This window comes from Paenibacillus sp. FSL R5-0766, from assembly GCF_037971845.1.
Classification (GTDB): Bacteria; Bacillota; Bacilli; order Paenibacillales; family Paenibacillaceae; genus Paenibacillus.
Map to the genome: position 1 here is coordinate 3,561,731 of NZ_CP150227.1, position 23,879 is coordinate 3,585,609.

Here is a 23,879-nt window from a genome sequence, read left to right on the forward strand (position 1 = left end):
AAGTGGGTGTACAGACCATTGCTCACTGAAGATCCGAATAAACTATTTACAGCTTATCGCATCATCGGAACGAAATGGACGATCCATATTTTATGTGCTCTGTCTCAAGGCCCGAAGAGATTCGGTGAAATATTCGATAACATTCCTTCCATTTCCGAAATGATCCTCTCCAGACGTTTAAAGGGTCTTCAACATGATCATTTGGTCAAAAGAACAATACTGACACGCCCTACACAAATTATTTATGAACTTACGCCAAAAGGTGCTGCTCTTGCAGCATTCATACCCTGTCTAATGGATTGGGATACCAAATTTCAAAATGATACCACCGGGAGGAATAAAAATGATCATTGAGGTCAGTGATACAGCATCGGACAAAATCGTTGAGATCTTATCAAGTACGGATATCCAAAATGCCTTCCTTAGAGTAGGCGTTGATGAAGGGGGATGCAGTGGTTTATCTTATACCCTTATCGTGGATGAACAGCAGGCAGAAGAAGACATTGTGTTAAATAAAAAGAAATTTAGGATATTGGTTCACACAAACAGTATTCCATATATTGATGGTCTTGAGATTGACTATGAAGAGAGCGGAATGTTAGGCGGATTCACCATGAATAATCCAAATGCCAAAGTTTCGTGTGGATGCGGGGCCAGTTTTAGAATGGCCAATTATCGTGGTGAAGTGAAAAAATGTTGATTCTATTCTAGACCATCATTCTACTTTTTAAACATTCAACTTTACAAAGTATGACACTTGATGTATATTCAGGAAGAAATTGAAGGTTTATTTTACCATATTATCCATCTAATTATGGAGGTGTAGAAGACAAATAACAATCAGATTGGGATCTTTGATGCTCAGTACAGGGCGCCTACAATTGGGATTATGCTGGTTTTGGCAACCGTCGCTTTCGAAGGACTGGCTATTACAACGATTGCCGCGAAAATGGCACAAAGTTTAGAGGGCATTCATTTATACGGTTGGATCTTCAGCGCATTTTTGTTATCTCAGCTTATTGGAACCTTGGTTATGGGTCAGCAGATTGACAAGCGCGGTGTTTTTACATCCATGCTGATATCTTTTAGTGTTTTTGTGTTCGGAACTGTGGTCTCCGCGATCTCTTTCGATATGCACATGCTTATTGCTGGAAGAGCCCTTCAAGGTTTTGGAGCGGGGGCCCTGATCACATGTGTTTATACCTGTGTGACATTACATTATCCAGATACACTTCGTACTCAAATCCTGGCCGCATTCTCCCTGGCATTTGTCCTGCCAACCTTAATCGGACCTTATGCAGCAGGCCTTATTGCTTCCTACATCTCGTGGCGATATGTTTTCTGGATCGTTTTACCCTTGATTGGAATAGCGCTCAGTCTCACATTCCGTTCTTTCCGTCATTTGCAGCTTCAGCAAGATCTGTCAGGTCCAGCGCGAGCAACCGACTCAAAGATTATGTATGCGATTCTGCTTGCCGTTGGAACGGGGCTGTTACTCACAGGCCTTGGTATGATTACCGATTGGAAAGGCATAGTACTCACTTTGGCTGGATTAGTCGTCATGATCACACCAATGCGTAAATTGCTGCCTGTGGGCACTTTCTCTGTACAAAAAGGATTGCCTGCTACTTTGGTTTCGAGAGGGCTATATGTTGCTTGTTATTTTACAACGGAAAGTTTTGTGATCTTGGCACTAACCGAAATGAAGGGGTTATCAGCTGACCTTGCTGGCCTCATTGTAGCAGCAGGTTCTCTGAGCTGGTCCGCCGCAGCGTGGTTGCAAGCCAAGCTGGATGCACGAGATCAAGGTCGTGCCCGAAAGGGTAGGGTCATGACGGGCATTGGGATTATGATCGTTGGAACTGCACTTGTGATCCTGGCTCTTATTTTGACGGATGGGGGGATTATACTAATCCTTCTCTCACAAATGATTACAGGGTTCGGTGTTGGATTGGCCAACCCTACAACGGCAGCTATTGCTTTACAACATGCATTGCCCAGGAAAGAGGGAGAAATGTCCGCGAATCTGCAATTTGTGGATTCCTTCTATATGGGAGTAAGCATTGGAGTTGGTGGCGCTTTGATTGCCTTGTCCGAAACTTTACAGTGGGGCATATCGACAGGTGTTTTGATCGTGTTAACACTACAATTATTATGGGTCTTGTTAAGTTTCTTAGCATCACTACGAATTACCAAACTCGTTCATCAAGAACATCATCCAATCAACCAAGTGAAGGATAACATCTCCATGTAACGGATGACGACCGCGTCGTTAAATACATCATGAAGAACGGGGGGACTAATTGCATTGGGAGGTGGATAAGATGGCACGTGTATTAGTAGTCATTACTCCAGCTGAAGGACATGTGAATCCATCGTTAGGATTAGTTACTCAGTTGATAGACAATGGTGAGGAAGTCATCTATGTATGCACGGAGGAGTACCGTTCCCGAATTGAACAAACCGGTGCCCAGATCATTACCTATCCGTTTCCACAAGATGCCTTTTCTCATGATCCGGTGTTGAAACCCCAGGAATACAAGCATTCTTATCAGTTTATTTATATGATGGTAAGCGGTATTATCCGGAGGATCATCCCCAATGTGCTGCAGGTGATCGAGGATCAAAAGTTCGATTATATGATCTTTGATTCCCTGATGGGATGGGGAGGGACTATTCTTGCAGAAAAACTGGGAATTCCTGCGGTGTGCTCGATTGCGTCCTTTGCTTTTGTGGAGCCTCTGGGGTCTAGCTCAGTTCTGAATGAGACGGAGACCAAGGAGCTTTATGAGGCTACGATGAAGATCACAACGGAGTTAGCTGAAGAGCTTCAAGTGAGTATTCCGGCCATGGAAGAGATTCCGGCACATGCAGGTCAGTTAAAGCTCGTTTACACCAGCCGTTATTTTCAGCCGCAGGCCGACAAGCTGGATGATCGTTTTATTTTCACGGGTCCTTCGATCATAACACGTCAAGATGCTCCGGGCTTCTCGTTTGAGTTGCTTCGTGAACGGTACCCGCAAACCGTGTACATTGCTATGGGTACGATTTTAAATAAAGACTTGGATTTCTATCAGCTTTGCTTTGAAGCATTAGGGGATCTACCCGTGAATGTTGTTTTATCTTCAGGAAAATACACAGATATGGAGCCACTGGCTGATCAAATACCTCCTAATTTTATCGTCAAGCCATACATTGCCCAGTTGGACATGCTGCAGCATACCGATGTTTTTATTACACATGCTGGAATGAACAGCACAAGTGAGGCGTTATATTACAACGTTCCGATGGTGATGATTCCATTAACATCGGATCAGCCTCTTGTCGCCAATCGGGTACAGGAGCTCGGCGCAGGTATTACTTTAAATAAACATAACCTCAGTGCAACTAATTTGAGAGAGGCATTAACAGAAGTACTACACAATTCACTTTATAGACGGCAGGCTTACCTCATTGGTGAATCTCTAAGGCAGGCAGGCGGTTACAAGCGAGCTGCCGAAATGATCATGAGTCATATGGGTTCAGGCCGGGGGAGTTACACAATTTAAATGGTTTTCCATTCAAAGTCGCTTAATAAGCGGCTTTTTTTTGGTTTTAATGGTCTCAAGACTTGACCTACAGTTAACTCTATGTCTTATACTCGATTAGGCTTGCAAATTATATGTGGAATTGGAGATTTTATTTATTATGGCGAAGAGCACAAATTGGAATGTTTTTGGACTGGCAATACTACTAGGTTTATTTTCTACATTAGGTCCATTTACGATTGATATGTATTTACCGGCTTTTCCGGAGATTGCACAAAATATGAATACAACGGCATCACTTGTACAATTTAGCCTTACTGCTTGTTTATTAGGACTCGGTGTAGGACAACTCGTTATGGGTCCTTTGAGTGACGCGTACGGTAGACGAAGACCATTGTTGATCTGTATGGCAGCCTATATTATTTGTTCCTTGGCATGTGCCTTTGCTCCGAATATCGGACTATTGATTTTGTTTCGTTTCACGCAAGGATTTGCGGCATCAGCTGGAATTGTCATTTCCCGTGCGATAGCTAGAGATCTATATAGTGGACATGAACTCACTAAATTTTTCTCTTTGCTGTTGCTTGTAGGGAATTTGGGGCCTCTGGCAGCACCGATTGCGGGAAGTGGGGTTCTTTCCTTCACAACATGGATTGGCGTATTTATCTGCCTTTCATTCTTGGGGATTTTCTTATTAATCATGACAAAGTGGAGCTTAAAAGAAACACACCCCGTCGAAAGACGTATGGTTCCTGACTTCAAACAACAATTGGGTAATTACAGAATGCTTCTGCGTGACCGCAAATTTGTTGGTTACATGCTGGCACAAGGAATCATGACGGCAGGGGTCTTTGCTTATGTGGCGGGAACACCATTTATTTACCAAAATATATATGGAGTCACACCCACAGTTTTTGCTATACTGTTTGCTTCAAACGGCATCAGCTTGATCATCGGATCTCAAATCGTGGGTCGATTGGCCAAACGTATCCCTGAGCAGACGCTGCTATTATCGGGACTATGGCTTGCTATAATAGCTAGTGTTGCTGCTTTGGTCGTAACCCTGGCTCATGGTCCACTTTTCGCGTTGGTGATTCCATTGTTCTTCTTCGTATGCTCGATCGGCATTACGTCTACAGCGGCATTCCCACTTGCCATGGAGAGTCAAGCTAAGATGGCCGGAAGTGCAGCAGCACTGCTCGGCGTTGTTCCTTTTCTTCTGGGTGCACTGGTTGCTCCTCTGGTCGGCATCGCGGGTGAGGACACTGCCGTCCCGTTAGGACTCACTTTACTAATGACCAGTATCATTGCGATTGTTACTTATTTCCTACTCGTTAAAAACGTCCCGCAGCATACACCTAATCATGCCCAGTCTAATGCTGACTTTTAGCATAGAAGGAACAGCTCGCCAAGCATTGGCGTGAGACATGAATGAATATGATTCCATTACAAGTCGCTAACACAGCGGCTTTTTTGGTTTTCCGTACTAAATCCTCAGCCTGAATTCCGGTAAGGCATTGTTAGAAAATGGAGAGACTAGGGAGGAGGAGCTGCTCACTGCTTCATTTGGTATAGGCTTAATCTCTCTTGTACAGCATCCAGGACTTCTTCCGGAATTTCCTTAACCTTGATGTCTTCACCTAGAAAGAGCAACCAATTGGTGATTTCGGTTAACTCTTCCAAGTTATGAACATTCATAAATGCCTTTAGGAGGGCTGTAGTTTGGTATGGATTCGTATAGGCTATTGAAAACTTTAAAGGATGGTATTTTTTGAATTGCGCAATCGCCTTTGGACCAAGTTCCAGGACAAGATTGATAACTTCTTCCTGCGTATTTCGTTTGAGTTGTTCTACAATCTTTTTTGTACTCCGTCTTTTTTTCGCCGGGTATGCTTCAACATGGATGAGGTTGTCAACGGATACGATCCGTCTTTTTTCTTCCTCCAAGTCAAAACCTTCAATGATCCAATGGCCTTTTTGATGATGAAGGTGCAAGAGAAGAATGGGATAGGACTTTGTTTCCTTCTCTTCTTGGACTGTAACTAACAAATAATTTTCTAAGAGAAGAATTTGGATGAGTTTTTCCAAGGTAGGGTGAGGCAAGTCTGACAGATCAAGCAAGTCTGGATTATGGGGATTGGTCCCTTCAAAAAGCAATATTTGATTCAAATGCACAAGGTCATCTTGCTGATTTTCTGAGATAAGGCCCAATAATTTTTCAGCCAAAGAATGACGACTCTTCAGATAAGGAAGCTGTTGATTTCTTGTCGCCATAAAGGCAATGAATAACGCTTTGATTTCATTATCGGTAAACCGGACCGTGGGCAGGAGGGAGTTGTTCATGACAAAATAACCCCCGTCACGCCCAACTTCAGCGACAAGTGGCATTCCCATGGCTTCAATTTCTCTGATATCTCGAATGGCTGTTGAACGAGAAATATTAAATTCTCGCATGATTTCAGAGATGGTAAAGTGGGCACGGTTATTGATATACCGCGTGATGGTATTTATGCGTTCAACTTTTTTCATTGGGCCCCCTAAACAGTATCATATTCTGACATGATTTAAGGTTATTATAAACCTATCAAGTGAAAACACAAATCAACTGAAAATTTAAAGAGGACGGTGTAAACCATGAGTAATTATCATTTCGAAGAAAAAGACAGCTTTATCGTTTTGGGTATTGGAACAGAGCTAAAAAGCGACTACACAGACTATGCTGGGATCAGCAAAGAGAAGGCGGATTTTTGGTCCGCTGTGAAAGAGGATGGAAGTCTGGACACATTAAAGTCTCTAGCTACGAATGACTACATTTTTGCTGTGAACGAAGCAGTGAATAACAAGATGATGCATTATGCTGGGGTCATGACAGAACAATCTCTGCCAGAAGCAACGAGAGTAATCCAATTTCCTAAGGGAGAATACCTGGTTGTGAAGGGTGAAGCAGAGACAGCTGATGCGCTCAGTAACATGCTTACTGGCATTGCCTTTGGTCAAGCCCTCCCCGTAGAAAAGGATTATGCCTATGTTGGTGGCCCAAACACAACGGTTGAAATGGGAGAGAGAAACGGCGTGGTATATGGTGAAATGTGGGTTCCTGTTGTAAGGAATGGATAAGAAGTGGAGATCTGAAGACTTTTGAATTGAATATGAAGGAGAAAGCTCTCTTCCAAATGGAAGAGAGCTTTCCCAATTGCACGACAGCTTGCATGACAGCATGTTATTAATTTAAAACGCCACTTCCGACTATTGTAACCTTTACTTCCGGGTGAAAACGAACTTGCGCATATTCTTTATTCCAGTCTAGGCTTTTCCATAAGTCCGGGTAATGGGCAATTACATGTCTGCCAATACCGAAGGAATCACAACCACTTTGCTGAAGTGTCTTGATAATTTGTTCTGCGTCCTGAGTCATGTCATCGGATAACTGGCGGTTCAGACGTTCAATGGTGTCTTTTTCCTGAAGATGATTCATTGCATACTCAACGATCGTTACTGGAAGTTCGATACGGAGATTCACATCAATTTGGCTATCATTTGCCACCTTTACTGCAAGTTTGCGCTTAATTTGTGCGATATTTGCTTCATAAGTGACATAGTTCCGCGGGTTGTTGGAAGGCCCTGGGTGGACCTTTTTGACAAAACGCGCCGTTTTATTCCATTTCCCACTCATAATAATGTATAGGGGAGCCTGTTCGGTATTAAGACTGCCACTGAACCTTTGCCCATGAAACAGGGCAATTCCCCGAGCATCAATTTCCTCTCCATCCTTATATAGATAAGGCAGCGTAAAATCCTGTCCCGGATCCAGCATGGGAGGGAGAAGGGTCTCTAACGTCATCTCAGGAAAAATACATAATTCCTCCAGACTCTTAATTTTTTTCGTGATAAACTCACCAATCAATATGCTGCCAACTCTTTTTTGGTGTAACAAATCTCCGGCATCGCCATCCACAATCGCAATTTTCACATGTGAGGTTGGGTAATCGGGTTCCCGATATAAGACGTCCAGGTATGGGTAGATATCATTTTGTGCGAGTTTGTTGCCGTATAAGATCATTCCATATTTGAAAAACCGGATATCACCAGTCACTTTAGCGCGAATTCTATCTGTACTTTGACGGACAGATCTCCCGGTGCCTGAGTGGACTTCATTACCGCTGCTCCCTTGTTGACTCTCAGAATCATCGACAATTTCAAGCGTCTGTTTAATTTCACCCTCTGAGGTGATGTCGAACGCCGAAGCACTAGCCAGTCTGGCATCCTTTAAACTATCCTGATCCCAACATCCCGTCATCACCATGAGCAGGGTCAGCAGGATGAGGATTTCCCCCCGTTTACTCATATCATCTTCTCTTTTCGTTTCATTATATAAGATAGAACCAACAGGAGCAGAGGCAGGATCATGAGAAAAAAGTATGCCGATCTGTTGGCAATTGTACTAATCAACTCCAATTTTTCCTTCTGTTGTGGCAGATAGGCAATTATGCAAGAAGCAAGAACGACATACGGTACGGCTTTTTTATGGTGTTTTTGTTTGAAGAGATAACTTATCCCATAGGATGCCGTATAGTAATAGCCACATATGGCCCCGAAAATGGATATTAACCAGATGGGGAGGAACAGGAAATCGGCCCGATCCATTGTCCCGAGTGGGATAGAACGAAGCAGATAAATGACCGGTTCAGGCATTAAGTCAAGTTGCTGGGGGCTGAAAGCCGTTGAACAAATGAACACGGTGAACGCATACAACAACACAACAACAGCACTTGCTGAAGCAACAGACTTAAGTTTGCCACCGCTGCTACCTTCAACCATAGGAAACACAACGAGAAAAAACTCGAATCCAAACATAGCCATTAATGTTTCGGTTGATCCACTAATGATATTGGGCCATCCTGCTTCGGTTAAAGGCAAAAGATATAACAGATTGACTTCCTTGAGTCCATAACTGATCAATACCATCATGGGCAAGACCAAAAAGGAGATGAGCACTAGTACTCGCGCAATGATTCTTAATTTTTGCCGAACCAAATAGATACTGCTGAACAGGAAGAGGGCTAATATAGCCCATCGAGGCGTATCCTGCAGCATCCAGCGGTTAATCACACCGTAAGCGTTCACCAGAACAGAAGTACCCATTAACAGGAAATATCCAACATAGGCAATGATCAGCAACTTGCCAATCCATTTACCCGTGATCAGCGTTAAAATGTGATAAATGGACGAACTCGGGAATCTTCGCATCAAAAGCCAGCACAACAGTATGACAAGTTGAATCAGAAACCCTCCAAGGAAAACAGAGATCCACCCGCCGCCCTTAGAGAGAAGGTGTATGCGGTAAGGGAGAGACAAAATATCTACACCGATCTCAAATTTCAGAATGAGCAAGAATAATTGTCCCTGAGTGATTGTTGTTTCCTTATTCACGTTTTTTCCCACTCCTATAGAACTTCTGCTGATTCAGCCGCTGCGGGCGGGCATCATGAGGACGCCCGCGAAGCGCCCAAATGGGAAATCGAATCCATACATCCTTCATGTCAGCTAATCGGAAAGGGGCCACTGGAGCAAAATAAGGCGATCCGAAGTTTTCCATCTTACTGAGGTGAATGGTTAGAATCACCAGACCAAAAGCGATGCCGATATATCCAAAAAGTGCCGCTCCAATCATCATTGGAAACCGGAGGATACGTACTGCCGAACTCATCTCATGCGAAGGCACCAAAAATGACGAGATAGCGGTTAGTGAAACCACAATAATCATTGTGTAGGATACAAGCCCCGCACGAACGATAGCATCTCCGATAACCAAACCGCCAACGATGCCGATAGTCTGGCCCACGCGGCTGGGAAGTCGGACCCCGGCTTCTCTTAATACTTCAAAGATCAATTCAAGCAACATTGCCTCTACAAGTGCAGGAAAGGGGATGTTCTGCAATGATTTCTTGATTGTGTGTGCCAGCTCGATCGGTAAAATAGCGGAGTGAAAGGAGATGGTAGCAATATAAACAGCAGGTAATGTAAAAGCAATGACAAAACTCATCATGCGAATTAAACGTAAAAAGGAACTGACGATCCAGCGACCATGATAATCATCCGGACTTTGATAAAAAGCAAAAAACGTAACTGGAGCGATAAGAGCTGAAGGACTCCCTTCGGCAAGTATGGCGACACGTCCTTCCATCAAGTTGGCAATAACCCGGTCAGGTCTTTCTGTATTGAGCTGCTGGGGAAACAGAGAGAAGGGGTTATCCTCTATAAACTCTTCAATAAAACCTGGAGCCAGCACCATATCTGAAGATATGGATGAGATTCGCTCTTCTACTTCGTTCACCAACTCCGGATTGGCCAAGTCCTGAAGATATACAACTGCAATTTTGGTATGTGTCTTCTCGCCGACGTTAAAATATCGAACGATTAAGGATGGACTGATAATTTGTCTACGGATCAGATTCAAATTAACGGAAAGCTGCTCTACGAATCCATTGTGCGGACCGCGAATAACACCTTCGTTTTCAGGTTCGGTTGTGCTACGGACATACATTTTCTCGGTAGAAAGAATGTAAAACTCCGGGTACCCGTCGATTATGTAAAGACATTTCCCTTGAATAAGTGAGTCTATTCCACGTTGCAGATCCGTATCTTTTCGACTTTCTAAAGTGGTGAACGATGGGTAGATTTCCGAATGAGCTTGGCCATTCAGTGCTGTTAAGACATGTGTTTGAATGATCTCCTGATCTACAAGTGAATCGATGTAGAGAAGTACACTCTGTACACCATGTAGTAGAAGCTGTTGTTGTTTCAAATCGTCAGTACAGTAGAGGGACTGTTCCACATAAGAAATATTCATTTTTAATTCAGAGAAAGCCTGATTGGTTGGGGTCATTGATCCACCTCTTTATAAAATGCGACATGGATTATCTTGTGCAAAATCAAGACTATTATTCAATAGGTGTTCCTTATTCAAAGAACTTATAACCAAACATTGAAAAAATAGTTGCACAAAAATCCATAATTTACAATTCAATTAGAAACTTTTTCCTAAATCTAGCGTCTAATATTATGACTTTTTGAGGGGTTATAAATTACTAGAGAGTAGAAGGAGCCAAAGACAACACATGAATATGAAGAAGAAATTATCCATTTTTACCGCTTTAGCCGTTTTTCAAGCATTTGCAGTCGGTTCTGTGAATGCGCAATCAGCACCGCAAGGTGACACCGCGTCAGTAAACACGGCCAATGTAGAATCAGTTGAGGTGTTACAGCAAGAGCAGCCGATTGCAGAGCGTGAAGTGAAGACGGAGAGCAACAACAAATCTACCAATACTCCGCCCACTGAAGCCAAGGACACTCAAACCTCAACCGGCACTGAGGCAACACCCAAAACAGATAGCGAGAAACCTGCATTGGATGTGGGAGAGACCACTACAAACGAAACGGATACAAAACCTGTAGTTCAAGAGGAAACCCCTGAGACGGTTGAAACGCCAGCTACGCCTGCTCAGATAGAGCAACCATCCGTTGATGGGACGTCTCCTGCAGTAGCAGGTGGAAATCTGACGTTGTACATGAATAGCAACAAAATGGAGCAGGATGGAAAAACGTATCTTGCTGGACAACCAATGGCTGTAAAAAACGGTGTATCCTATGTTGCAATCCGTGCGCTGGTTGACCGTGTGGGATACGGCGTCAAATATGATAACAAAACCAAGGAAACCATCATTATTAGTGGTGAGGATGAACTCCGATTCAAAACTAACAGCAAGGACTATACGGTAAATGGAGAGACCAGAACGATGAAAGGCCCTGCTTATCAGCAAAAAAGTACATTCATGGTGCCGTTAACTTCCATTACTCAAGCTCTGAACATCACCTATAAAGTGAATCAGTCGGCTAAAACCGTTGTGTTGAATCTGAATACAAAACCTGTTGCAAGCTTCACCATTTCCCAAAAGGAAATCTTTGCGGGTGATCAAGTGGACTACGTGACTTCTTCCAGTTCACCTAATGGACTGGATATCGTTGACGAACGCTGGACAGGTCGCCAGGATTCATTTGATCAAGCAGGTACATATACGATTTCATATCAAGTACAGGATTCCAATGGTCAATGGAGCGATCCCTATTCAACTACGATTGAAGTTTTGGCTCCTAATCTTCCTCCTGTAGCCATGTTCGCCACGGATAAAGAACAGTATAAAATGGGCGAAAAAATAACATACACAGACCAAAGTACAGATGATGAAAATAATATTGTTAAAGCGGCGTGGGAGAACAATTCACTTGCGTTCTTTGAACCGGGTCCAAAAACGGTGACTCTTACGGTTACTGACAATCACGGTGCTACGAACACGTACTCCAAAGTCATCACCATAACCAATGAGACCTTATATTCATTTACCGATTTTAATTTACTCTTCACGCCGGTAGGACAGAAATTCACCTTTAACGGCGGCGAAGTGACTACGATGGAGAAAGTGCCTTATACGTACATGGATGAGCCAAGTTTGCTGATCCGCAGCAACAGTCCGGAAACTGTGAATACGGAAGGCATTGTATATAAAGAATCATCTTCGGGGCAGACCCGTTTCATGATTCACCACGTGAACAATACAGGCAAAAGAGTAAAAATGTATGTGATTGCAACCAATAACAACCCAAATCCGGCCGTATTTGAACAACAGAATATGGGCTTTGCCGGCCCTACACCATATGCTACCGTAGCTGGGAAATTGTCTATTGATAAATGGTTCAAGTCGATTCAGACTGGAGCGGATCAAAAGAAAGAGTACCTTCAACCTGGAGAAAGCAAACTCATTTTGACCGAACTTAATAAAACGCCGATGAAAGAAGGACAAGTCATCTCTCTCTATTCGGACGCTTATAGCGATTATTCCTTAGACTATAACGTTATCCTGGTGGAAGAAAATAAAGATCCGTTCGAGGCTCTGCCATTGCTACCTGTGCTTGATCGTGACGGAGTGCACAACCGTGGTACGTACCCGAATGCGACTCGCGTTATAAAGTACGATGAGCACGTGGGAATCAAACCTGCCCGTCTGCCACTTGGTGACAATTCAAGCGATCCCAATCTGGTAGGAACAGATCCGATGGCATACACAGACGCATCCAATGCGGGTAATTTTGGCGTATTGTACAAAATCACGCTGACCAATGTTGCACCGCGTACGCTTATCTCCTTTAACCCTCGTGGAGGGAAGTACTCCGGAGTAGCTCTGGTAAATAATCAGTTGGTATCGATTGCCGAAGGTAACGTTGCGGTTGCCAATTCAAGTGAACAAAGCGTGCTTTACCGCACCGGTTCAACTGGAGAGAGCGTGACCATTCTATTCTCTGCCGCACCAGGAAGCAACCTGCCGGTCAATCTGCTCTTTACACCACTCCCATCGGAGAAGTAATGTATATAAAGGTTTTATAACTAAATCAAAGGCAACCGAACACGAATGATTCGGTTGCCTTTTTCCGTACGGGTGTTTCCCGGTAATCCGCCGGGGAACGCCCGTTTAGTCTTTTCTGGAATCGGTTCTGGTTATAGAACAGAATATATTCCCTCACTTGCTGCTCAACCTCCTCTCGCAAGTAAGCCATTTCTTCTACCATACTACAAAACTTCGTTTTAGGGCGTTCTCGTTTAGATGTAGCAATTTCTAAGCCATTCACTTCCTTAAAATCTTATAAGAAATTCTTGATATATCAGAAATTTATCCGATAGGCGGGTGCTATTATACAAATACAAACAAAGACGAGGTGATGAAATGCAAGCAAAGTTGGCAGCGGACGCCATTCCCATCTCCAAAAAGCGAAAGACATGGATAAGGACGATACAAAAGCACAAAGTGATGTATGCTCTCTTATTACCAGCTTTAATTTACTTTGCGGTATTCAAATACATTCCTATGGCGGGAATCATGATTGCTTTTAAAAACTACAACCTGGCTTTGGGACTATGGGATAGCCCATGGGTGGGATTCAAAAATTTTACCGATTTTATGAACGGCGTTTATTTCTGGGACATCATGAAAAATACGATTGTTATATCGCTGTATAAGTTATTGTTCGGTTTCTCCGCGCCTATCGTACTTGCTTTACTCCTCAATGAAGTGTATAGCCAATGGTTTAAGAAAATCGTACAGACAATCACTTATTTACCTCATTTTCTATCATGGGTCATCGTGTATGGAATTATGGTAGCATTACTAGCCCCAGGCGATGGTCTCTTTAACATGATTTTGAAGGATTTTGGTGTTGAACCCATCTCGTTTCTAACCGAACCTGCCTGGGGCAGAATGCTGATCATCTTATCTGAAGTATGGAAGGATATTGGATGGGGGGCGATTTTGTACCTTGCCGCCTTGGCAGGAATCGATCCAAGCTTGTATGAAGCGGCTCGAATGGATGGTGCATCCAAATGGAGACAGCTCTGGCATATCACGTTACCTGGTATTCGAGGAGTCATTATTCTGATGCTGATTCTTAAATTAAGCCATATCCTGGATGCGGGATTTGACCAAATATTCATGTTTGCCAACACCTTTAACCAGGAGAAGATCGATATTATCGACACATGGGTATACCGGGAAGGGTTGGAGCGCCTTAAGATTGGCTTGGCTACGGCTGTAGGATTGTTTAAAGCTGTCATCGGATTTGCTTTAGTGTTGGCAGCGAATAAGCTCGCCAAAAAATTCGATGGGCAAATCTGGTGAGGTGGTCTTTAGAATGATCCATATGACAATCGGGGAAAAAGTCTGGCAAACCGTCGTTTATGTAATTCTTATTTTGTTATCCCTACTGTGCGTGCTGCCCTTTCTATATGTGGTTGCTGTTTCCGTAACGCCAGAATCGGAAGTATTAAGAAGAGGGATTGTCATTATACCAGAATCCTTTACCTTTCTGGCCTATAAGGAAGTATTCATCTCGCATGGGATCTGGCAGGCGTATAAAATTACGTTATTTCGAACGATTGTAGGCACTGCGTTAAATGTGTTTTTTACGGTAATCGCGGCCTACCCGTTATCCAAAAAATATTTGCCCGGAAGAAGTCCGTTTTTACTCTTCATTGTGTTTACCATGATGTTCAGTGGGGGATTAATTCCGACATATTTACTAATCCGCTCTCTGGGATTGTTAAACAGTCCTTGGGTATTGATTATTCCAAATCTCATTAGTGCATTTAATCTGGTGATTATCAAAGGTTTTTTTGAGCAATTACCTGGTGAAATTGAGGAATCAGCGAGGGTAGACGGTGCCAGTGAACTTCAGACGTTATGGCGGATCATTTTACCCCTGTCCTTACCCGTCCTTTCCACCATTTCTTTATTTTACGCAGTCGGGCATTGGAACAGTTATTTTGATGCCATTGTATATATCAATGATTCCAACTACATGCCACTTCAAGTGATTTTGCGCAACATCCTGCTTAACGTTGCAACTCAAAGCGCTGATTCGCTTGCCAATTCCGGGGCTGTCAGTACGTTCGCTGTGCAGATGGCTACAGTTGTTGTAACTACAGTCCCGATATTGATCGTTTATCCATTTTTGCAAAAGCATTTTACCAAAGGTGTACTCCTGGGATCCGTTAAAGGTTAAAAAGTGTTCCAACCTAACTTATTACGGGGAAACCGTGATAATATACAAGCAAAGGAGAGGTCAATATGCAGCGTAAAAAGATTTCATTTGCTATTCTGTCGGCAATCTTAGGACTTGGAACGCTATTGTCAGGGTGTGGGGGAAATGAAGAAATTACATCGACAACTTCGGGTAATTCGCAAGGCCAGTCTGGCCAGTTTGCAACCAAAATGAAAATCTCAATGTTTAACCAAGGCACTTTTAATGCTGCTGCTCCGGTACCTCCACGTGAAGAAGATATTCAACGCCAAATGTTGGAAGAAGAGATGAACATCGACTTGGAGATGATGATTCCTCAAGCGGGTCAAGCAACAACCAAACTGAATACACTCATTGCAGGCGGGGATATTCCAGACCTGATCTTCTTGAAGAGCCGTGCTGATCTTGCGCAATATTACGACCAAGGTGTTCTTGCGGATTTGACACCGTATATGGACCAATTCCCTGAACTACAGAAACGGTTTGGCACCGACTCGTGGGAGGCTATGTCCTATCAAGGGAAGACCATTGGAGTTCCGGGCTATGATAATGTAAACGGTATCAGTCGAAGCTTCTTCATCCGTAATGATTGGCTGAAAAAGCTGAATATGGAGGTGCCAACAACACCTGATGAGTTGTTCGAAGTTATGAAAGCCTTTACAGAGAAAGATCCGGACGGAAATGGCAAAAACGATACGTACGGATTCATCGGTGGTATGAATAAAGAGGGCAATCTGCAAACCTATGGCTTTGATAGCTTGATGTGGATGTTTGGCGTCAATCCTCCTTCAGCCGTTGAGATAAAAGATAATGAACCGGTATTTCTGTTTATCGATCCCAAAATGAAAGAGGCGCTTGCTTACATTAATAAAATGATGGCAGCCAAGGTCGTTGACCCGGACTGGGTGACGATGAATTCGCCTGATCTGTTGGACCAAAAGATGTTTAAGGGTAGAGTTGGCTTCATGATCAGAGATGCTCGCAGACTGGAGCCGGACTATCAGCAGAAAATGAAAGAAATTAGTGGCGAGGTGCCGGAATGGATCGTTATTCCTCCGATGAAAGGTCCTTACGGGGATCAAATTGTAGAGAGAAAATCGTTCCAGGGCAATTCATGGGCCATATCCGCAAAAGCGGACGAGGATAAAATCATTCGGATCTTGTCCATGCTGAATTATCTCTTTACGGATGAAGAAGCTTATCCAAACTTTGCATACGGAATCAAAGGCATCCATTGGGATGTTGTAGACGGCAAGATCAAAAATAAAACCTCCGAATTATCGAAGGAAATGAAAGAAAAGTACCTGTGGGTCGATCATTATAGAATGCCACGCCGTGGTGATGATGCAGAGTACTTCAGCTTCCAGAATCCGAAGACGGCGGAAGCTTTCAAGGACAATCAGCAATATGTGGGGCCAACGCTGCCCGGGAATTTATTGACCCCTGATCCAAGCGATACCTTGGATGCTGACCGCACACGTTTCATTAATGAAAGCTTGGTTAAATTTATGACGGGCAAAGAGCCTCTTTCCAACTGGGACAATTTCCTTCAGACGCTGGATACCAAGTTTGACATGCAGAAATATAAAGAAACAGCAATCCAGCAATTTAAAGAAGCCGGCCTTATCAAGTAAAAATAAACGAAGAGAGAGTGGCTATTCGTAGCCCCTCTCTTTATTAGCATATGTTATTCTTAGTTTAAAACGGAACTAAAGGAAGATGATGGATGCGAAGAAGAATCAGCTTGCCTTTAAAATTATTTTTTATCGTGTTTGCCTTTGTATTGGGGTGCATCATCTTGATAAGCCAATTGTCTTATCGCTATGTGCAAAAGGAAATAAGAACCAATGACATTTTTTACACCAATCAAATACTAGACAAGGTAGACCAGTATTTCACTGTTAATTTCTCCTCCTTCCAGACGATTCTCTTCTCAGTTGAAACATCAGTGAAAGCCAACATTAACAATACCGAAGTGATTAAAAAGCAATTAAGGGAGCTGTATGAACTCAACAGTATCTATGTCAGTAATATTTATTTGATCAAAAGCGATTTATCCATTCTGGGTGGAAGTACACCGACTCGAATATTTGATGAACCTTTATCTGAAAGAGCACCTTTATTTGATGCGGCTGACAAAAATAGAAGGACTACCTTTGTTAGTGAACCTTACAAATCGAAGTATTCCGGCTGGACCGTTACGATGGTTCGATATCTGAATGGTACTCCGTTTCCTATGGCCATTGCGGTTGATTTGGATCTAAATGCCATTGAAGAAACCTTGTTCAAGATTAATAAACAGGAACAAATGAATCTGGCTCTGATCACTGCGTCAGGTAAGATCATTGCCGGATTTTCTGAAAATAAAGGACCTCTGAATATTCAAGATCATTCTTTTTCGATCGGAGAGACGTCAGCGGAAGAAATTCTGGATACGACGGAAACAAACCTTCAACTGTCTACCAACGATGGTATTCCGGTCTCCCTTTTGAAAAAACCAACGGAGAAATTCAACTGGACCATCATCTCGATCAACGATGAATCACGCTTAAAAGCAGCGTTGTCCAGATTGGAAACCTATTACCTCGAGCTTCTCGCTGCAGGTCTTCTTTTAAGTTTGTTCATTTCTTTTTTGGTTGCCAAATATATAAGAAAACCACTCTATACGCTCAAAACAAAAATGAAGCAGGTGGAACAAGGCATCCTCACAACGACAGTAACGATTAATCGAAACGATGAGTTTGGCGATCTTTCACGAGCATTCGATCGTATGCTTCAGCAGATTGTGGAACTGATTCGCCGAGCTGAACTTCATAATGAACTAGAGCGCAAGTTGGAAATCCAGGTGTTACAGTCTCAAATTAACCCTCATTTTCTGTATAACACGCTTGGTTCAATCAGCAATGTGATACGTCTCGGACAAATAGAGAAAGTAGATGTGGTGATCGGGTCGCTCATTTCATTATTGGAGTACGGAATAGACGATGCTTCCGAGAAGGTTTCCCTACGCCAGGAATTACGCAATGTAGCGGACTATATCGAGATCCAGAACATCCGGTATAACCGTAACTTCCACTTGATTGAACATATCGAAGCAGGGTTAATGGATTTTCCAGTTTTTCGAATGCTGCTGCAACCTCTTGTGGAGAATAGCATCTTCCATGGTTATAACGGAGGGGGAATTGAGGGGCCTATTACGATTCATGCGTACAGGGAGGACGGCATCGTCATCATCGAAGTTGTTGATCAAGGCGAGGGAATTCCAGCTGATAAAATAAAGCATATTTTAATCTCAGAACCGAGTGAAGAGGAAGTAAAAAGAAAACGAATCGGGCTGAACAATATTCATGGGCGAATAAGACTCCACTACGGAGATCAATTCGGACTGCAAATCATAAGCATACCTAAGGAAATAACCCGTATACGCGCTGTATTCCCGGCAGAATTGCCAAAAGGAGATGCATAATGGGGAGAGACTATACCTGCTTCATTGTTGACGATGAAGACCTGATCATTCAACGATTGGAATTGTTTTTTAATGAACTCTCTCATAGGGATCGACGATTTGTTCTGGTGGGCAAAGCAAATAATGGGCTGAATGGGATCGAGGAGATCATAAAACTTAAACCGGATATCGTCATATCCGATATTGTAATGCCGCGTATGGATGGCATCTCCATGATTGAGCAGCTCAAGGCGGAGCTCCCCCATACCCAATACATACTGCTGACCGCCTATTCATCCTTCGAATACGCTCAGCGAGCGATTCAAGCCAACGTATTGGAGTACATTGTAAAGGTTCCGCTGAGGGAAGCCGATTTGAATCGAGCGTTGGATAAGGCAGCCGGAATTTTAAATGAGTTTGAGAAAAAAGAAGCGGAATTTCACTCGTTAAACGTATCCGTGCTTGAAAATAAATACAGAGTCCGCAAGCAATTTTTTAACGAATTGATCCGAGGTGAAATTCCTTCTCATCGGGCATCGGATTTTGCCAATCGCATGCAGTTTCATTTCTTTCAATCCAACTATTGCTGCTTCATCGTTGAAATGAATACGTACGAAAGTTTCCGAAACGAATACGCGGCCGCAGATCAAAACATCTTGAAGTATGCGATAACAAATATCATCGAAGAAACAGTGATGAATGGTAGTAGTGGGGTAGCTGCGGATCTGTCGGATAATCGTTTTATTGGCTTTTTATCCTGGGAAAATAACCGCAGTGATATGGAAACGGAATATGCTTGCCTATCTTTGGGAGGGCAGATCATCTCTCATTTGCATCAATATTTGAATAAAAGGGTATCTGTCGCTTTTGGAAGTCCGCATCGAGGCTGGGAATCGATCAAACAGGCGTATACGGAAGCAAAAAATGTGAGTGAGGATTTCTATTATCATACCGAAAAAGTCGTAAAAACACCGATGCATCGGTTCCAATACCATAATGACAAAAAAGCAGACGTTCAGCAGAAGCTTGCTGATTTTCTTATACGCCTGAAGAGGAAGATTTCCAAGGAAGAGCTGGATAATGCACTTGCTGATTTGAACCAATTTGTTACGGACCATAAAATCCACAAGTCCATCATGGTGCCAATGATTAGAGACTTGTACAGAGACATTACGGTGAAATTTAAATCAGGGAACAAGATGGCCACGGAAGTTCCAGAGTTCCCCATGGAATTTATGGCATTTCAGGAGCAGCTCGCTTATATTGGCGACTTCACATTCGAATACGTGCATGCGGGCCAACTATTACATCGTGCAGAAATTATGAGTGCTATGCATTATATAGAGACAAACCTGAAACAGCGCTTAACGCTGGAAGCAATTGCGGAGGAAGTGAATCTAGCGCCATCGTATTTTAGCAGCTTATTCAAAAAAACAATGAACGAAGGCGTGATCAGCTACATTAACCGTAAAAAAATCCATCTCGCCCTCGAGTTGTTAAACGTTCAGGATTATTCTTTATTGGAATTGTGCGAGGAAGTAGGCATCGTCAATGAAGGGTACTTTTGCAAACTGTTTAAAGAATATACGGGGGATACACCTAAGCAATATCGGATAAAAATGACACGGTAGGAATCCAAATAAGGATGCTAAAAATGTATGATTTTTTCGCGAAATCCTGTAAAAAAAAAGGGGCTAAAACCATTACCATGATAGGAGCATCTAATCATGGAGGTTATCAAAATGGAACTTATGAAAGCAGATGTAACCGTCATAGGCGGAGGAATTGCCGGGATATGTGCTGCCATTGCTGCCGCACGCCAAGGGCTACAGGTTTCACTTATCAATGATCGGCCGGTGCTTGGGGGAAATGCGAGCAGCGAGGTCAGAGTTCATATCAACGGGTCGGCATATCTTGGAAACAGTCCATCCTATTATGCTCGCGAAGGCGGGTTAGTGGAAGAACTTAAGCTGAAGATCTTTCATTATAATCCGTTATACAACAAAAAACTTATGCTTTCACTTTCGGATACGGTTTTGCTCGACATGGCGTATGATGAGCCTAACATTTCTCTATTCCTGAATACATGTGTGCATGAAACGGGCATGGAGAACGGCAGAATCAAATGGGTGGAGGGCCTTCAATTGGCTTCAGAGAGAAAATTTCGTTTTGAAAGCCCTACCTACATTGATTGCTCCGGCGATGGAATTGTTGGATATCAATCAGGTGCTCACTTCCGATGGGGAAGAGAGGCGAAGCATGAATACAAGGAGGAGCTCGCTCCAGAAGTGGCGGATCATTACACCATGGGCGATACGATTCTGTTTCAAGCCCGTGACGTAGACTATCCAGTTCCTTACAAAAGGCCAGGCTTTGCGTATGATATTACGAAGTTGGAATTTTTCGATAGTATCAGAAAAGGATTAAACCATCGGTCTTTTCCAAGGAAAATCAACGGGCTTGGCGGATTGTGGTGGCTGGAATACGGCGGACATATGGATATTATCAAGAATAATGAAGACATTGCATTAGAACTGCGGAAATTGGTGTACGGGATATGGGATTATATCAAAAATAGCGGTGAGTTTGATGATGTAGACAACCTCATCCTGGATTATGTATGCCCGATTCCGGGAAAGCGAGAGTCGAGACGGTTTATAGGTGAACACATGCTGTCTCAGAACGATCTTACAGCAAAGCCTCATTTCGAAGATGCGGTATCCGTCGGAGGCTGGTATATGGATCTGCATGCGAATAAAGGCATCTACGATGAGGGTCCGGCTACCGCGTGGAATTTTGTGCCGGGATTGTATAATATCCCTTTTCGCAGCTTATTTTCACGCAATATTCCTAATCTCATGTTCGCTGGCCGTAATATAAGCGCTACTCATGTGGCTTTTGGGTCTACAAGGGTCATGGCAACCTGTGGTTGTATGGGGCAGGCGGTAGGAACGGCTGCTGCATTATGCGTAAAATATGATACAGACCCTGCGGACATCGTCAAAGCACATATGGATGAGCTTCAGGCGCAGCTGCTTCGAGACGGGCAAACGATTGTAGGGCTTCAAGAGCCGTTAGATCCTTATTTCGCAGACGGATTAACGATTCGTGCCTCTTCTCAGCGAAGCTATGAACAACTTTATCCAACCGAAGAGATCTCCTTGGAGAAAGCGTTATGTTTTGTCTTGCCGATTAAGACATCTGTGGTTGAGAGTGTGCAGATCAAAATTAAAAATAGATCCGAGCATTCGGAAACGTTGCAAGTGAAGCTGTTTGGCGGGGAGCGGAAGGAAAACTATATTCCCACCAGCGAGCTGAAAGGCTACAACTTGGTGATTTCAGCGGGTCACGATGACTGGATTACACTGGACCTCAGCTGCAAGAAGTCAGAAGACGACAAAATCTATATCGTATTGGAAGGTACGGCGAGCCTTACTGTGCACAGCAATGAAGAGAAAATGACTGGAGCGGTGAGCTTCCTTTATAGACCAGAAGAGCCATCCAGGTTGAAGAAACTTAATAAGAGCATTTGCTTCAAAGACCTGATACCATCCCAGGATATGTATAATCCCGCGAATGTCGTCAACGGTTTCTCCAGACCTTATGGTCTGCCAAACGTCTGGATTTCGGAACGTACGGAAGGACAGGAATGGTTGGAATTTGGTTTTGCAAGCCCCAAGAATCTGGATGAAATCCATCTTGTTTTCAATTCGCAGCTGAATTTGGAGCATTTCGACGATCCAATCGAGTCGTTGATTCAAGATTATGATGTGACTTTAACTTTGGAAGACGGAACCGAGAGTGCAATTAAAGTCCGTGGGAATTATCTTTCGTTGAACAAACATCAGGTGCATGCACAAGCTGTAACCCACATCCGGTTTGATTTCTGTGCAACGTATGGTTCGCCTTATTATGAAGTGTTTGCTGTAAAACTTTATGCTCCTAATAACGCTAAGTGAGGGCGGGTGAAGTCGTGATGAAGGAATTTTTCCCACGAAGAGGGCTACCTAATGTCATTCAGAAGTTGGAAAATGGAGAAACCGTGACCATCGTTTATTTCGGCGGCAGTAATACACGTTCAAAAGGATACAGGGTCATGACGGCGGATTGGCTGCGAGGGCAATATCCCCATGCCGATATCCGCGCTGTGAACGCAGGCATTGATGGGACAGGATCGGACCTCGGCTGCGCCCGTTTGGAGACAGATGTGCTTCGTCATCAGCCTGATCTCGTGTTTGTTGAATTTGTTGGTAACGATGGCGGAGTTCCCGAATCGAAGGCGCGGATCGAAGGCATTGTCCGTCAGATTCGCAAGCGGAGCCGATTTACCGATATCCTGTTTGTATATACGGTTAAGGAGCGGGATTTGACCTCATTTCAATCCGGCGAATACCAGAAGGGCGCTCTTATGCAAGAGGAAGTCGCCGACTATTACGGCATTCCTTCCATTCATCTGGGCGTAGCGGTCAGTCAATTGGTATCGGAAGGAAAACTTATTTTTACTTCAAGGGCAGACGTGTCCATTCCCGGAGCCGTTATTTTCACGCATGATTCGATCCATCCGACAATTCCCGAAGGACACCAGATCTACACGGATACCATCACCCGGTCGTTTGAGAAAATGAGCGAGCTTCGAGATCACGTGGGAAAAGTCGAACATCACTTGCCGCTGGCCCCCTTGGTCCCGGCCAATCCATGGGAGTATGCAACCATGCTGCCACTGGATCGTTTTAGTCATTTTTCGGCAGGATGGTCTTACATGACTCCCGATGACTTTCCTTTAGTGCGAGAATATGATTGGTTGTTCCCCGGTCTATGGCGAGCAGTTGATCCCGGAGAGGCGATCACAGTGGAATTTGAGGGAACACACATCGGCTTATTTGATATCGGGGGGCCGGATTCTGGCCGATTGAAGGTGTCGGTGGATGGAGGAGAACCCTTCCTTATTGATCGATTCACGCTCTACAACGATCATAATAGAAATCAATATATTTTCTTGCCGGAGCTACCAAATGGGAAACATACAGTTCGCTTCGAGATCGATCACGAGAAAACTGACAAAGCTGCCGTGTTTGAGGCAAGTGGCAATGAACGAGGTATGGAACATGTTCGGCAGCATTCAGCTTGGTATGATCAAACCGTCATTCAGCTTGGAAAGTTGTTATTGGTGCAGCCGCCATTATAATTGATGGATTCACTTGGGACACTTGGAAGACCTATATTCTATCTGACTGCAACTGAGCAATCAATTAGGATGTAGGTTTCTTTTTTTACTTAAAATC

Annotated in this window: 18 protein-coding genes; 14 read left to right on the forward strand and 4 right to left on the reverse strand. The window is 43.6% G+C overall.

What is annotated here, in order from left to right; translation table 11 throughout:
- Nucleotides 1–18: 18 nt before the first annotated feature.
- The 5 genes from MKY66_RS15440 (at nucleotide 19) to MKY66_RS15460 (ending at nucleotide 4,917) form a co-directional block, all read left to right on the forward strand.
- A complete protein-coding gene (locus MKY66_RS15440) occupies nucleotides 19–354 on the forward strand; it encodes a winged helix-turn-helix transcriptional regulator (RefSeq protein WP_076210633.1) in 336 nt (111 codons plus the stop codon).
- A complete protein-coding gene (locus MKY66_RS15445) occupies nucleotides 344–700 on the forward strand; it encodes an iron-sulfur cluster assembly accessory protein (RefSeq protein WP_083657024.1) in 357 nt (118 codons plus the stop codon). Before MKY66_RS15440 ends, MKY66_RS15445 begins: the two co-directional genes overlap by 11 nt.
- 189 nt (nucleotides 701–889) lie before the next feature.
- Nucleotides 890–2,254, forward strand: coding sequence for an MFS transporter (locus tag MKY66_RS15450; RefSeq protein WP_076210631.1), 1,365 nt, complete (start codon nucleotides 890–892; stop codon nucleotides 2,252–2,254).
- Between the two features lie 70 nt (nucleotides 2,255–2,324).
- Nucleotides 2,325–3,548, forward strand: a complete 1,224-nt coding sequence (locus MKY66_RS15455; protein WP_076210630.1) for a macrolide family glycosyltransferase — start codon at nucleotides 2,325–2,327, stop codon at nucleotides 3,546–3,548.
- A 139-nt stretch (nucleotides 3,549–3,687) separates the two neighbouring features.
- A complete protein-coding gene (locus tag MKY66_RS15460; protein ID WP_047843067.1) occupies nucleotides 3,688–4,917 on the forward strand; it encodes a multidrug effflux MFS transporter in 1,230 nt (409 codons plus the stop codon).
- Between the two features lie 164 nt (nucleotides 4,918–5,081).
- Here MKY66_RS15460 and MKY66_RS15465 read toward each other — a convergent pair whose 3' ends face one another.
- A complete protein-coding gene (locus tag MKY66_RS15465) occupies nucleotides 5,082–6,056 on the reverse strand; it encodes an HTH domain-containing protein (protein WP_076210628.1) in 975 nt (324 codons plus the stop codon).
- A gap of 105 nt (nucleotides 6,057–6,161) precedes the next feature.
- Between MKY66_RS15465 and MKY66_RS15470 the strand changes: the two genes are divergently transcribed.
- A complete protein-coding gene (locus MKY66_RS15470; RefSeq protein WP_076210626.1) occupies nucleotides 6,162–6,644 on the forward strand; it encodes a GyrI-like domain-containing protein in 483 nt (160 codons plus the stop codon).
- A 106-nt stretch (nucleotides 6,645–6,750) separates the two neighbouring features.
- Here MKY66_RS15470 and MKY66_RS15475 read toward each other — a convergent pair whose 3' ends face one another.
- From MKY66_RS15475 to MKY66_RS15485, 3 genes are read right to left on the reverse strand one after another with little or no spacing between them, the layout of a single operon-like run.
- Nucleotides 6,751–7,872, reverse strand: a complete 1,122-nt coding sequence (locus tag MKY66_RS15475) for a Ger(x)C family spore germination protein (protein WP_076210624.1) — start codon at nucleotides 7,870–7,872, stop codon at nucleotides 6,751–6,753.
- Entirely contained in the window at nucleotides 7,869–8,957 is a 1,089-nt protein-coding gene (locus tag MKY66_RS15480) for an endospore germination permease (RefSeq protein WP_076210622.1), read from the reverse strand. Before MKY66_RS15480 ends, MKY66_RS15475 begins: the two co-directional genes overlap by 4 nt.
- On the reverse strand, nucleotides 8,950–10,413 hold the full coding sequence (locus MKY66_RS15485; protein WP_076210620.1) for a spore germination protein: 1,464 nt from the start codon (nucleotides 10,411–10,413) through the stop codon (nucleotides 8,950–8,952). The genes MKY66_RS15480 and MKY66_RS15485 overlap by 8 nt, the downstream gene beginning before the upstream one ends.
- A 232-nt stretch (nucleotides 10,414–10,645) precedes the next feature.
- Here MKY66_RS15485 and MKY66_RS15490 point away from each other — a divergent pair, with 232 nt between their 5' ends.
- The 8 genes from MKY66_RS15490 (at nucleotide 10,646) to MKY66_RS15525 (ending at nucleotide 23,782) form a co-directional block, all read left to right on the forward strand.
- Nucleotides 10,646–12,946, forward strand: a complete 2,301-nt coding sequence (locus tag MKY66_RS15490; RefSeq protein ID WP_076210619.1) for a stalk domain-containing protein — start codon at nucleotides 10,646–10,648, stop codon at nucleotides 12,944–12,946.
- Between the two features lie 357 nt (nucleotides 12,947–13,303).
- Nucleotides 13,304–14,251 carry an ABC transporter permease subunit gene (locus MKY66_RS15495; RefSeq protein ID WP_036671347.1) on the forward strand — a complete coding sequence of 316 codons (948 nt, stop codon included), beginning with the start codon at nucleotides 13,304–13,306 and terminating at the stop codon, nucleotides 14,249–14,251.
- 13 nt (nucleotides 14,252–14,264) lie between these two features.
- Nucleotides 14,265–15,134 (forward strand): carbohydrate ABC transporter permease, encoded by an 870-nt coding sequence (locus tag MKY66_RS15500; RefSeq protein ID WP_076210617.1) that lies wholly within the window; start codon nucleotides 14,265–14,267, stop codon nucleotides 15,132–15,134.
- Between the two features lie 65 nt (nucleotides 15,135–15,199).
- Nucleotides 15,200–16,786: an extracellular solute-binding protein gene (locus MKY66_RS15505; protein ID WP_076210615.1), complete on the forward strand. Its 1,587-nt coding sequence runs from the start codon at nucleotides 15,200–15,202 to the stop codon at nucleotides 16,784–16,786.
- A 92-nt stretch (nucleotides 16,787–16,878) separates the two neighbouring features.
- Nucleotides 16,879–18,618 (forward strand): histidine kinase, encoded by a 1,740-nt coding sequence (locus tag MKY66_RS15510; protein WP_076210613.1) that lies wholly within the window; start codon nucleotides 16,879–16,881, stop codon nucleotides 18,616–18,618.
- On the forward strand, nucleotides 18,618–20,228 hold the full coding sequence (locus tag MKY66_RS15515; RefSeq protein ID WP_076210611.1) for a response regulator: 1,611 nt from the start codon (nucleotides 18,618–18,620) through the stop codon (nucleotides 20,226–20,228). The genes MKY66_RS15510 and MKY66_RS15515 overlap by 1 nt, the downstream gene beginning before the upstream one ends.
- A 96-nt stretch (nucleotides 20,229–20,324) precedes the next feature.
- Nucleotides 20,325–22,556 (forward strand): FAD-dependent oxidoreductase, encoded by a 2,232-nt coding sequence (locus tag MKY66_RS15520; protein WP_076210609.1) that lies wholly within the window; start codon nucleotides 20,325–20,327, stop codon nucleotides 22,554–22,556.
- Between the two features lie 17 nt (nucleotides 22,557–22,573).
- A complete protein-coding gene (locus MKY66_RS15525) occupies nucleotides 22,574–23,782 on the forward strand; it encodes an SGNH/GDSL hydrolase family protein (protein ID WP_076210607.1) in 1,209 nt (402 codons plus the stop codon).
- Nucleotides 23,783–23,879 lie beyond the last annotated feature (97 nt).